10 protein-coding genes and 1 tRNA gene are annotated in these 12,223 nt (G+C 61.9%); 8 read left to right on the top strand and 3 right to left on the bottom strand.

The window, feature by feature from the left end; all coding sequences use genetic code 11:
- The first annotated feature begins 102 nt into the window (after positions 1 to 102).
- The 4 genes from K3752_RS00080 to K3752_RS00095 are packed head-to-tail and all read left to right on the top strand — an operon-like array spanning position 103 to position 3,283.
- Positions 103 to 501: a DUF1636 domain-containing protein gene (locus tag K3752_RS00080; RefSeq protein WP_260063957.1), complete on the top strand. Its 399-nt coding sequence runs from the start codon at positions 103 to 105 to the stop codon at positions 499 to 501.
- Positions 498 to 1,304, top strand: coding sequence for an ABC transporter ATP-binding protein (locus K3752_RS00085; RefSeq protein ID WP_260063958.1), 807 nt, complete (start codon positions 498 to 500; stop codon positions 1,302 to 1,304). Before K3752_RS00080 ends, K3752_RS00085 begins: the two co-directional genes overlap by 4 nt.
- A complete protein-coding gene (locus K3752_RS00090; protein WP_260063959.1) occupies positions 1,301 to 2,254 on the top strand; it encodes an ABC transporter substrate-binding protein in 954 nt (317 codons plus the stop codon). The genes K3752_RS00085 and K3752_RS00090 overlap by 4 nt, the downstream gene beginning before the upstream one ends.
- Complete coding sequence (locus K3752_RS00095) at positions 2,255 to 3,283, top strand: iron ABC transporter permease (protein ID WP_260063960.1); 1,029 nt, start codon at positions 2,255 to 2,257, stop codon at positions 3,281 to 3,283. It abuts the gene before it with no gap.
- 130 nt (positions 3,284 to 3,413) lie between these two features.
- Here the strand turns inward: K3752_RS00095 and K3752_RS00100 are convergent.
- A tRNA-Ser gene (locus K3752_RS00100) sits at positions 3,414 to 3,503 on the bottom strand.
- 707 nt (positions 3,504 to 4,210) lie between these two features.
- On the opposite strand from K3752_RS00100, the gene K3752_RS00105 reads away from it, so the two are divergent.
- On the top strand, positions 4,211 to 4,996 hold the full coding sequence (locus K3752_RS00105) for a FecR domain-containing protein (RefSeq protein WP_260063961.1): 786 nt from the start codon (positions 4,211 to 4,213) through the stop codon (positions 4,994 to 4,996).
- Positions 4,997 to 5,034: 38 nt separating this feature from the next.
- Complete coding sequence (locus K3752_RS00110) at positions 5,035 to 7,269, top strand: CHASE2 domain-containing protein (protein ID WP_260063962.1); 2,235 nt, start codon at positions 5,035 to 5,037, stop codon at positions 7,267 to 7,269.
- A gap of 233 nt (positions 7,270 to 7,502) precedes the next feature.
- Here K3752_RS00110 and hemC read toward each other — a convergent pair whose 3' ends face one another.
- Complete coding sequence (hemC, locus tag K3752_RS00115; protein WP_260063963.1) at positions 7,503 to 8,465, bottom strand: hydroxymethylbilane synthase; 963 nt, start codon at positions 8,463 to 8,465, stop codon at positions 7,503 to 7,505.
- A 106-nt stretch (positions 8,466 to 8,571) separates the two neighbouring features.
- On the opposite strand from hemC, the gene hemE reads away from it, so the two are divergent.
- The gene (gene hemE, locus K3752_RS00120) at positions 8,572 to 9,606 is read left to right on the top strand and encodes a uroporphyrinogen decarboxylase (protein WP_170391762.1); all 1,035 of its coding nucleotides are present in this window, start codon (positions 8,572 to 8,574) and stop codon (positions 9,604 to 9,606) included.
- A 53-nt stretch (positions 9,607 to 9,659) separates the two neighbouring features.
- Here the strand turns inward: hemE and K3752_RS00125 are convergent, their stop codons facing one another.
- Positions 9,660 to 10,754, bottom strand: a complete 1,095-nt coding sequence (locus tag K3752_RS00125) for a CaiB/BaiF CoA-transferase family protein (protein WP_260066234.1) — start codon at positions 10,752 to 10,754, stop codon at positions 9,660 to 9,662.
- Between the two features lie 185 nt (positions 10,755 to 10,939).
- Here K3752_RS00125 and K3752_RS00130 point away from each other — a divergent pair, with 185 nt between their 5' ends.
- A complete protein-coding gene (locus K3752_RS00130) occupies positions 10,940 to 12,214 on the top strand; it encodes a TAXI family TRAP transporter solute-binding subunit (RefSeq protein ID WP_260063964.1) in 1,275 nt (424 codons plus the stop codon).
- Positions 12,215 to 12,223 lie beyond the last annotated feature (9 nt).

The raw sequence follows: 12,223 nt of genomic DNA on the forward strand, positions 1-12,223 counted from the left end.
ACTCGGGCGGGGTGTCCCGGAAGGAGGCCAAGATGGCATTTTCGGCTTACGCCGCTGACATGACTGGTTCCCTTTCCGCCCCGCGATTTCGCGGAGGGCGAAATGAACCGACAATCAACACATAAAATCACGGTTTGCCTATCTTGCCGACCCAAAAGCGCAGCCGTACGCCCCGGGCCTGACCTGATCGGACGATTGCGCGCCGCGCTGGCCGAAGACGACGGTTTGGCAGGTTTTGACGTTTCCGGTGCGGCCTGCATGGCCGGGTGCACCCGACCCTGTACCGTCGCCTATCACGCGCCGGGCAAGGCATCTTACCTGTTTGGCGGCCTGACGTCTGAAGTGACCGGGGCATTGGTGGAATTCGCCCGGCTGTACCAGCAGTTGCGCGATGGATGGTGCAGCTCGGTCGACCGCCCGGCCGGGCTTCGCCACGCGACGCTGGCCCGCATTCCAGCCGCGATGGCTGCGTCTTCGGAAAATGCGGATTGCGCCTCATGAGCGCGCCTTTGCTGTCGGTGAATACCGTCACCTGGGCGCCGCGAAAACGAGCGCCGTTGGTGCTGCACGAGACCAGTTTTGCGCTGATGCGCGGGCAGGTCATGGGGGTTGTGGGGCCGAACGGTGCCGGCAAGACAACCCTTCTGCGGATGATCTACGGCTATCACCGTCCGTCCTCGGGCGACATTCTGGTGGACGGCGTGTCCGTCAAAAGAATGGCCCCCCGGGCGCTGGCGCGTCAGGTTGCCGCCGTGCTGCAGGAGCAGCCCTCGGATTTCGCGCTGACCGTGCGCGACGTCGTGGCGTTGGGACGTGTGCCGCACCGGTTAGGCCTGTCCACGCCCGGCAGTCGTGACCACCAGATCATCGAGTCCGCGCTTCACCGAATGGATCTGCACGGGTTTGCCGACCGTGGGCTGGCCACTCTGTCCGGCGGCGAGCGTCAGCGTGTGATGGTCGCCCGCGCCCTTGCCCAAGAGCCCCGGATTCTTGTGCTGGACGAGCCTACCAACCACCTGGACATCCGCCACCAGCTAGAGGTGTTGCGGCTGATCCGGGACCTCGATCTGACGATCGTCACCTCGCTGCACGACCTGAACTTGGCTGCCGATGTCTGCGACCGTGTTCTGGTTCTGAAGAACGGTCGACCCTGCGGCTTTGGCCCACCCCAGACAGTGCTGAGTGACAGGCTGGTCTCTGACACGTTCGAAGTCACCGCCCGGCAAGAGCAGCTCAGCCTCAGTCACAAACCTCACCTGACCTATCAACTCCCCAATCCCCAACCAGAAGGAAGCTTGAAATGAAACCGACCACCCTGGCCCTGGGCCTTGCTTTGGCCGCCAACACCGCGACCGCGGAAACCACCGTGCAAAGTTGCAATCGAACCGTCACCTTTGAAGAACCGCCCAAGGCGGCGGTCTCGAACGACGTGAACCTGACGGAAATGATGCTGGTGCTGGGCCTCGCCGACCGAATGGTGGGATATACCGGCATTTCCGGCTGGAAGACGTTGGACGAGGACATGCGCGCCGGAGTGCAGCAGCTGCCCGATCTGTCGGCCAAGTATCCCAGCAAAGAGGTGCTGGTCGGCGCAGATGCCGATTTCTATTTCGCGGGCTGGAACTACGGGATGAAAGTGGGTGGCGAGGTGACGCCAGAGACGCTCGAACCTTTCGGGATCAAAGTCTACGAACTGACTGAAAGCTGCATCCATATCGGCGACAAGCCCAAAGCCAGCATGAGCGACATGTACAACGATCTTCTGAACCTCGGTCGTATCTTCGGTGTCGAAGACAGGGCGCAAAAGCTGGTCCAGGGATATAAGGCCGAACTCGCTGAGATCACATTCAGCCTGAATCCCTCGGACGAACCGCTGCGTGTCTTTGTCTATGACAGCGGCGAGGATACGCCGTTCACTGCCGGCCGCTATGCCATGCCGACCGCTCTGATCGAGGCCGCAGGCGGCGTCAACATCATGGATGATTTCGAGAAAAGCTGGGCGACCGTCACTTGGGAGGAAGTCGTCGATCGCAACCCCGAAGTCATTGTGATCGTCAATTATGGCGACGTCACCGCCGAGCAGAAGCGGGACTTCATGGTCAATAATCCTGCATTTGCAGATCTGGACGCGGTCAAGAACGATCGTTTCGTGGTTCTGGAATATGTCGAGGCCACACCCGGACCGCGCAACATCAAGGCGGTTCGGAAGCTCGCCCATGGCTTTTGGGGCCCGGCTGCCTTGGTCGGCAACTAAATGCGCGTAGTGCAGGCGCGCCGGGTACTACCGCTCTGGGCGGCGATGCTGGTGGGGCTAGTCGTGATGGTCGTTTCCTTGTCCTTTGCGATCTCGGTGGGGGCCATTTCGGTGCCCACCAAGACCGTTTGGGGAGTGTTGCTGCACGAAACCGGCCTATCCTCGGGCGAGCCGACATGGTCAAAGGGCCGCGCCGCGATTATCTGGGAAATCCGTTTTCCGCGCGCCTTGCTTGCCGTCATGGTCGGGGCCGGACTGGCGATTGTCGGGGCCACCCTCCAAGCGGTCACAAGAAACCCGCTGGCCGATCCGCACCTGCTGGGCATATCGGCCGGCGGCGCGTTTGGAGCCATTCTTGCCTTGTTGCATACCGGCTTGTTTCTGGGGCTTCTGACCGTGCCGGTCATGGCGTTTCTGGGTGCCCTGGCGGCCACGCTGACGGTCCTGAGCGTTGCCCGCTGGGCCGGCGCCACAAGCGCGGACCGCCTGGTCCTGACCGGTGTGGCGGTGTCTTTCGTCATCATGGCTGGCGCCAACATTCTGATTTTCCTCGGCGATCCCAAGGCGGCCCATACGGTCGTGTTCTGGATGTTGGGCGGGTTGGGGTTGGCTCAATGGTCATACCTGATCTACCCGCTGGCGATCCTGCTGCCATGCGGCACCTGGTTGTGGCTTCAGGCCGCCAGGCTGAACGCGATGACCATCGGGGATGAGACTGCAAGCTCGTTGGGTATTGCGGTGGCGCGGTTTCGGCTTGGTGTCTTTGCAGCTGGCGCGCTGATCACCGGAGTCATGGTGGCCTTCTCGGGCAAGATCGGCTTCGTCGGTCTGATGGTTCCGCATATCGTGCGGTTCCTTGTTGGCGGAGACTATCGACGCGTCGTTCCTCTGTCGGCAATTCTGGGTGGTTTGTTTTTGCTCTGGGCGGATGTGGTCGCCAGAACCGCAATGGCCCCCGAGGACATCCCAGTTGGCGTCGTCACGGGTCTTTTGGGAGGGATCTTCTTTATTCTGTTGTTGAAACGCTGAGTGTTGAGGCCCGTTGGCGGATCATCAGCCAAACGGTGCTTGAAGCTGGCGGAGCACCGGCGAAGGCGCGCAGCAAAAGTGTAGAACTTGAAAGCAAGCCCTTCACTATTTTAGCCATATCAATGGGTAATGGCGGAGACGAAGGGATTCGAACCCTCGAGACGGTTTCCCGCCTACTCCCTTAGCAGGGGAGCGCCTTCGACCACTCGGCCACGTCTCCGCCGACGGGTATAGCCGTGCAAGCGACGGAAATACAAGGCCAATTCCTGCGCCACCGGAAATTTTTGCCGGATTGGGCGAAGCCCTTGAAAACGCTTGGAATCGCTTAGGTCTGCACCCGCTTGGACCAAGGCGTGGTCACCATGTCTTGCTGTTGGATTTCCAAGAACTATGCGTGGATTCGCGTTCTGCTTCGATTTGGTTTCGCTATCCCAACGTCGGTTGGCCTGAGAATTTACGCGCGGCCAGAGTACGTAATCGGACACATAATTATGGCGAGCCAGGTGCGGTGGGGAACTGCATCTGCAAAATGATGGGTGTCGCGAACGGCTGAACCAATTGGAGAGGTTGCCTGCCTTTGGCGTTGGAACGCGCTCTGCTGGATCACCCGTGCCAGGTGGTTTGAGTTGCAGAAACGGCGGTTTCTTTTGACTAAACTCGGCGGCTCGGCTTGTCTGCGGAACAGGCATAAGAACAGAAAACTTGCCAATTACATGCCAATGGATGCATATTTGCTAAGATTTTAGTCATTTTGATTGATCCAAAAAACAGTTTCAGAGGCTGGCCGGGCAGTGAGCGCATCCGCGCTCGACAGTAACCTTTGGGGGAAGGGCTGGCATTTTGGCTTGGTTGAAGATTGTTCTGGTTGGTTTTTTCGTTCTTTGCGTTCCTGCCCTCAGCTGGGCAAATATTGGAACCGTAATCAGCGTGAAACAGGGGGCGGACGTGACCCGTGGCGGCAAAACGCTGCCCCTGCGTAATGGGATGGAGGTGTTGTCCGGCGACTCGATCGTCACGGATGCGAATGGCGTGGTTCAGCTTGTCTTTGTGGATGACACGAAGATCGCGGTTGGTCCCAATGCGCGGATGGTTCTGGACGTGAAGATGTTGCGCGGCAACCGCAAGGCCAAGAGCTTTGCTGTCGAGGCGCTGGGTGGAAGCTTCCGGTTCATCTCGGGCAAAAGCAGGAAACGCGCCTACTCCATCAAGACGCCGACGGCCACCATGGCGGTGCGGGGCACGGTATTTGACATGTGGATCGCGCCGGGAAACCAAAGCGCGATGCTCGTGCTGCACGGCACGGTTCAGATGTGTGGCCTCGGCGGCTCTTGCCGATCGACGGGCCGGATTTGCAGCTTGTATGCAACCAGCCAGCGTGGTGCGGTCGGGCGCCCGGTCGACCAGGCGATGTATGATAAGGCCGTGGTCAGCGGTTTTCCTTTCATTCAGTCGCAGAAAGACCTCAAACCGCCTTTGCAGGTGGATGTCGAAGGTTGCTCGGGTGAATCCCAACCTGCGCCGCGCGCAAAATCGGACGCGCCCGAACCGCGCCGGTCCGCTCCGCCGCAGAGGCAGGTCAAGGCAGCGGTTGCCGCGCCGCCCGAACAACCGGATCCGGTCGGGCAGTTCGACAGGTCGGGCGACCGGCCCGAAACTGCCGATGATCGGCGGGATACTGGCGGCGGTGTCTTTGGGTCCGGCGGCGATGGCTAGAGCGTTGTCCATGTCGTTGCTGGCGAGCAGAGGTTGACGTGAGTGTCAGGCAGCACGAGAAAGCCGGACGGCGCCGTGCTTTTCGGCTGGTGGGCTTGGGTCTGATCCTGTTTGGTTGTCTGCTGCGGGTATTGGACCCTTATCCGGTCCGCATGTCCCGGCTGATCTATTTCGACGTGTTGCAGCGGTTGTCCCCGCGCGCCTTCGATCCCGATTTGCCGGTCCGGGTCGTCGATATCGACGAAACGTCGCTCGAGAATTGGGGCCAATGGCCCTGGCCCAGGACCCTGTTGACGCAGATGGTCGAGCGTTTGGGCGAGTATGGCGCCGCTTCAATCGCTTTTGACATGTTGTTCGCCGAGCCCGATCGGTACTCACCGTCGCGGCTGCTGAGTGATCCGGCCCTGGCTGACATTCTCAGCGCCAAAAAGGAGGCCGCCCAGCTGGACAATGACATCTTGTTCGGGGCCGAGGTTTCGAACTGGCCCGTCGTGATGGGTGTGGCGGCGCGATTGACCGGAGGGGATCAGGACATTGCCCCGAAGGCCGGGATCGTGGAGATCGGCGAAAACCCGGCCGCCGGGCTGGTGTCCGTGCCCCACTGGACTCCGCTGGCGCCACCGCTGGACCGGGATGCAACCGGGATCGGCGGTGTGAATGTTTCACCTTTGGGCGGTACGGGCGTGGTTCGTCGGGTTCCGGTGTTGTGGCAGGGGCCAAGCGGTGTTCTGCCCGGACTTGGGCTGGAGGCTCTGAGGGTCGCGACGGGCGAGCCGGTGATCTTCATCGAAGGGGCTCAGGGCGAGGCCGGCATCGTGCTGTCGGTCGAATTGGCCGGTCTGGTCCTGCCCACAACGGAAAACGGAGAGGTCTGGGTCAGGTACAGACCAGATGATCCCGGGCTCTACCTGTCGGCCAATGACATACTGCAATCCGCAGATGATCCGGTTCTGCGCAGCCAGATCGAAGGCCGGATCGTATTGATCGGAACGTCAGCGGCAGGTCTGTTCGACATGCATCAGACTGCGTTGGGAGAGTCCGTTCCAGGCGTCTCCATCCATGCCCAAGTCATCGAGCAGGCGCTGCTGGGCGACATGCTGACCCGGTCGGATGTCACCGCCGCCCTCGAGCTTCTGGCTTTCATCATCCTTGGAGTCGTCGTCACGGTCGTCATGTCCAGTTTCGGGGCCGTTGCCTCGTTCATGGCAGGCGGCATCGCGGCGGCCGTGGTTGTCGGGGTCAGTTGGTTGGCATTTCAGAACCAGTCCGTACTGTTCGATGCAACCTTCCCGCTTGCCGGCGGGATGGCCAATTTCGGGCTGTTGTCCGGTTATCTGTTCATATCGACCGAGCGGGAAAAGCGGGTGATCCGGCGGATCTTCTCGCACTATGTCGCGCCCGAGATCCTGGACGAGATGGATGCAACCGGACACCAACTGCAACTGGGCGGTGAAACGCAGGAAATCACGGTCATGTTCTCGGACATTCGCGGGTTTACACCGTTGTCCGAGCGGGTGTCGGCCACGGACCTGGTCGCGCTGCTCAATGAACTGTTCTCGGTCATCGGAGACCGGATCCTGCACGAAAAAGGCACCATCGACAAATTCATCGGGGATGCGGTCATGGCGTTCTGGAACGCGCCGGTTCCGGTGGAGCGGCACCCGCTTCTGGCGGCGCAGGCTGCGCTGCAGATGCGCCGAGCTCTGGCCGAGTTCAATGCTTCGGACACGATGCGCGGGCATCCTCCGATCGCATTGGCGACAGGATTTGCCACGGGAATGGCCTGTGTCGGCAACATCGGCTCGCGGCGGCGATTCAACTACACGGTGATCGGAGATGTGGTCAACGTCGCCGCTCGAATCGAGCAGAGTTGCCGCCAGGTCGAATATGACATCCTGATCTCAAGTTCAGTCTCACAGGCCGCTGGCGCCGATCTCGCGATGCTCGAAGCAGGGCTTGTTCATCTGAAAGGCAAGACCGAACTGGAGCCGATTTTTGCATTGGTCGGTGACAGTGCGTTGGCCCATAGCGCGGATTTCCGGAAGCTGCAGGAGATGCACCAGGATCTGATCACTGCGATACGTGCACGGCGGTCTCACGACGAAATACAGCGCTTGGGCGAAGCCTGCAGCGTCCAAGCTGGCTTGGTCGAGCCGGGCCTGCGCGCGTTCTATGCGGCCTTGCCGGGACGGTCGGCTGATTTCCGGTTCGACGTCCGCTCGGGCCAGGCGATGTTCAGTCATCATGGCAACGTGCACCGGTTTCCCGGATGACAGGGACCCATTGCGGGCCGCAGAGTCAAAACGGGCCGCGCCTTTTTTCAAAGGCACGACCCGTTTCGATCGGACAGGGTTCTCAGTCTCGCCCCCTCGAATACTATCTACAAAATCACGAACTAAAACTTCGATACATTCGAGACTGATCCACATTCCCAATCGGGATGACACATTGATGCCCGATTTCAACCGGGGCGACAGTGAAGCAGTTCACATTCGCAGAAACTTTTTTACAAATTTCTCCACTCGAAGAATCCTGGCCCGGCACGGTGCAGCAGTTCTGCCGCCATGGCCCGGCCCATTTCCGCTGCGTCCTCCGTCGAACCGGTCTCGCTCTCACTGATGGCATCCGATCCGTCCGGTCGCAGCACTTCGCCGCGTAGGCGCAACTGCCCATCGGTAAGTTCAGCCAGACCGGCAATCGGAGTTTCGCAGGACCCATCCAGCGCGGCCAGCAACGTGCGCTCGGCCGCCAGACGACAGGCCGTTTCAGAGTGATGAATGGCTTCCAGCATCTCGGCGGCCCGGTGGTCGTCCGCGCGGCGTTCGATGCCGATCGTACCTTGTGCGATGGCCGGCAGCATGTCGTCGGGCGAGATCGCAGTGGCAGGTACGTCCTGCATGTTCAGGCGGCGGATGCCGGCCATGGCTAGAAACGTGCATTCGGCCACGCCATCAGCCAGCTTCTTCAGCCGGGTCTGCACGTTGCCCCGGAACTCGACCACGTTCAGATCGGGCCGGCGGTGCAGCAACTGGGCCCGCCGCCGCAGCGACGAGGTGCCGACGACCGCGCCTTCGGGCAGGTCATGGATCGAGCTGAGGCGGGGCGAGATGAAGGCATCGCGCACGTCCTCGCGCGGCAGGAACGTGTCCAGCACCAGCCCCTGCGGCTGTTCGACGGGCATGTCCTTGGTCGAGTGCACGGCGATGTCGATGTCCCCGCCCAGCATCGCCTCTTCGATTTCCTTGGTGAACAGGCCCTTGTTGCCGATCTCTTTCAACGGGCGGTCCGCGTCGATCATGGCGCGGTTGTCGCCGGTGGTCTTGATCACCACGATCTCGAACGCCTGTTCCGGCAGTTCGAAAGCATCACACAGCCGCTGACGGGTTTCATGGGCCTGGGCCAGCGCCAGCGGCGAACCACGGGTGCCGATCTTCAGCGGCGATGCGGGGGTGGGCAGGGTCAAAGTCATGGGCACAGCTTTAGTCGCGTCACATTGCCCTGACAATGGGGGCCACGCTTGACATTTTGCCGCTGAAGGCTGACCCGTTGCGCAAACCGGAATAGTGGGGGCTGACATGGCCGAGAACAAGAAACTGCTGCGGGCGCTGGCGGGCGAGGTACTGGACACGCCGCCGATCTGGATGATGCGACAGGCCGGACGCTATCTGCCGGAATACCGCGCGACGCGGGAACAGGCGGGCGATTTCCTGTCGCTGTGCTACACCCCCGATCTGGCGGCCGAGGTGACGCTGCAGCCGATCCGCCGCTATGGGTTCGATGCCGCGATCCTGTTTGCCGACATCCTGCTGGTGCCGCAGGCGCTGGGCGCCGACCTTTGGTTCGTCACCGGCGAAGGGCCGCGCCTGTCGACGATCACGCAGCAACCGGATTTCGATGCGTTGAAGCCGGTTGATGCGATTCACGAGACCTTGTCGCCCGTCTATGAAACCGTGCGCATCCTGTCGCGCGAGCTGCCGTCCGAAACGACCCTGATCGGCTTTGCCGGCGCTCCGTGGACCGTTGCGACCTATATGATCGCCGGGCGTGGCACCCCTGATCAGGGTCCTGCACACGCCCTGCGCGAGGAAAACACCGCGCTGTTCGAGGCGTTGCTGGACCGGATCACGGCGGCCACGATCGAATATCTGTCGGCTCAGATCGAAGCGGGGGCCGAGGTGGTCAAGATCTTCGACAGCTGGGCCGGGTCGCTGAAAGGCGAGGCTTTCACCAAATACGCGGTCGAGCCATGCCGGATCATTACCCAGGCGCTCAAGGAACGCCACCCGGGCATTCCCGTCATCGGTTTCCCGCGTGAGGCGGGCGAGGGTTATGTCGGTTTCGCGAAGGCCACTGGGGTCGATTGCGTGGCGCTGGACAACTCGGTTGCGCCGGAATGGGCGGCCGAACATGTGCAGGTGGATGGCTGCGTGCAAGGCAACCTGGCCTCGTCTCACATGGTGACCGGCGGGCAGGCCCTGGTGGATGAGACCCGCCGCATCCTGCGTGCCTTTTCCAACGGGCCGCATATTTTCAATCTGGGACACGGGATCACACCGGATGCCGACCCGGAGAATGTGCAGTTGATGATCGACACGGTGCGCCGCGGGTAGGCGGCGCGGGAGGGGGCCAGCCCCCCTTGGCCGTTGGCCATATGAAGGATGTGTCAGGTTGTCTTGACGGCCTGGAGTTCGATCAGGATTTCGGCCGTGTGTTGGCCGCGGGCCGGGCTGGGTTTCGGCTGCCATTGGTGGGTGGAGAAGCGCGGGGCGGCGGCGGCCTGCAGGGTGCCGTCTGTTTCTCGCCAGGTTTGGCGGGCGGTGTTCATCGGATGGGTTGCGGCCTCGTCGGGGCTGAGCACCGGGGCGACGCAGGCGTCTGAGCCTTCGAACAGTTTGGCCCAATGGTCGCGCGGTTCGGTTGCGAAGAGTTCCGCCAGGCGTCGGGTCAGGTCGGGCCAGCGCGTGCTGTCGTATTGTTGCTGGAACGCCGGGTCTTGGGATAGGTCCAGGATTTCCAGGAATTGGGCATAGAATTTCGGTTCGAGGCATTGGACTGAAACAAAGCCGCCATCCGCGCAGGTGTAGGTGCGGCTCCAATGCGGGCCGTCCAGCAGGCTCTGGCCGCGCGTGTCGGACAGGTTGCCTGTCTGGCGCAGGCTCATCAGCAGGTTCATCATGTGCGCGGACCCGTCGTAGATGGCGGCGTCGACCACCGTGCCAGTGCCGGTTGCGCGCGCGTTCAGCAGCCCGGCCAGTATCCCGGTGACCAGATACATCGCGCCGCCGCCGATATCGCCGACCAGCGTGGCCGGGGTCATCGGCTCGATGCCGGGCGGTGAGCCGTACCAGAGCGCTCCCGACAGGGCGATGTAGTTCAGATCATGTCCTGCGGTGTCGGCAAGCGGGCTGTCCTGGCCCCAGCCGGTCATGCGGCCATAGACCAGCGCCGGGTTCAGGGCGTGGCAGGCTTCGGGCCCCAGACCCAGCTTCTCCATCACGCCAGGGCGGAAGCCTTCAATCAACGCATCGGCGGTTTCGATCAGGCGCCGGGCGGTTTCGAGGTCGTCGGGGTCCTTGAGGTCGAGCGCGATCGAGCGCTTGCCCCGGTCCAGCACGGATCGGTCCGGCATGCCGGGTGTGACGGCGCCCCCCTTGCGGTGGATGGTCACGACATCGGCCCCCAGATCCGCCAGCATCATGGCGGCGAACGGGCCGGGGCCGAGACCCTCGATTTCGACAACACGGATTCCGTTCAGCATGAGCAGCACTCCCTCGCGGCGATGCTGGCCGGCGCCCAGCAGGAATGCAAGACCGACCGGCGGCGACGCGGCGTCTGGCATCGGTCTGATCCGGAACGGGAAAAACCAACAAACACATCGGAATACTTGCCAGCTTGGGGCCAGCGGCGTAGCGTGCTGTCCGGGGTGGATCAGCGAGGGGTAGGATGCGTCTTTGGATCACGATCAGTGCCGCCATGGTCTTGGCGGTTCTGGTGGCAATCATCCTTCTGCTGCACCCGCCCGGCGACCTGCGCATGGCAGCCGGACCGGCGGGTGGTGCCTATATCGACGTGGCGCAGGACTACTCCGATATCCTTGCCGAGGATGAGATTCGGCTCGAGATCGTCGAAACCGCAGGGTCTGTCGAAAATGCGCGTCTCCTGGAAGACGGGGCTGTGGATGTGGCCTTCTTGCAGGGCGGCATCGAAGTTGACCCGGATCAGGCGCAGGCCATCGGGACCGTGTTTTTCGAGCCGATGATTTTCATGGCGCGCGAGGATGCGTGGATTCCGCCCAATCCCGCGCTGTGGCGTGGGTTGAGCATCAACAGCGGTGCACCCGGGTCCGGCACCGCGGACGCATTCCGCGACTTCGAACGCGCTGTCGGGCTGGCCCAAGAGGATAACGTGCATGTTGCACTGCCCTATGACCAGGCGGCCGACGCCTTGTTGGACGGAACGTTGGACATCGCCGTTTTTGTCGCCCCGATCGAAGCTCCCTACCTGCTGGCCGCGTACGAGGTGCCGGGACTGAAGGTGCTGAACCTTGAACATGTCGAGGCGATTTCGCGTCGTTTGTCCTATGCCACCGTGGTGACCGTACCGACCGGAGGCATGTCGCTGAACCCGGTTCTGCCGCCGCGCCCGGTAGATCTGATCGCTCTCGAGGCGCGACTGGTCGTGCGGCCGGGACTGCATCCGGCGTTGGTCAATCGACTAACGATGGCGGCGATCGCCCTGCACGAGGCTCAGGGCATCATCAATGACCCCGGGGCCTTTCCGGGGATCGAAGGGACCGCATTGCCCCTCAACAATACCGCACGGCAGCTGATACTTGAAGGGCCATCCACCTGGCATGATTGGTTGCCTTATTGGGTGGCGGCGCAGGTCAATCGGGTTTTCCTTTTGTTCCTGCCGTTCTTTTTCATCGTCCTTCCGCTGGTCCGGTTGTTGCCGCGCATCTACGCCTATTTCCAACGATGGCGTGTCTGGCAGCACTACCCGGAAATTCGTCTGATCGAACAGGACCTGGCCGACAACCCTTCCGCGGAAGACCTCGTGCGGATGCAAGGCCAATTGCAGGTGCTGGACGAAAAGCTGGCGGACCTACGGCTGCCAGCGGCCTACAGGCAAGGGCAGTATGATGCCCGTCTGCATCTGGAACTGGTGCAGAAACGGATTTCCGACATGCGGGCTCAGGATTCCGGGGGCGGCGGGTAATGTGTGGAA

Source organism: Ruegeria sp. B32 (assembly GCF_025141855.1).
GTDB lineage: Bacteria > Pseudomonadota > Alphaproteobacteria > Rhodobacterales > Rhodobacteraceae > Ruegeria > Ruegeria arenilitoris.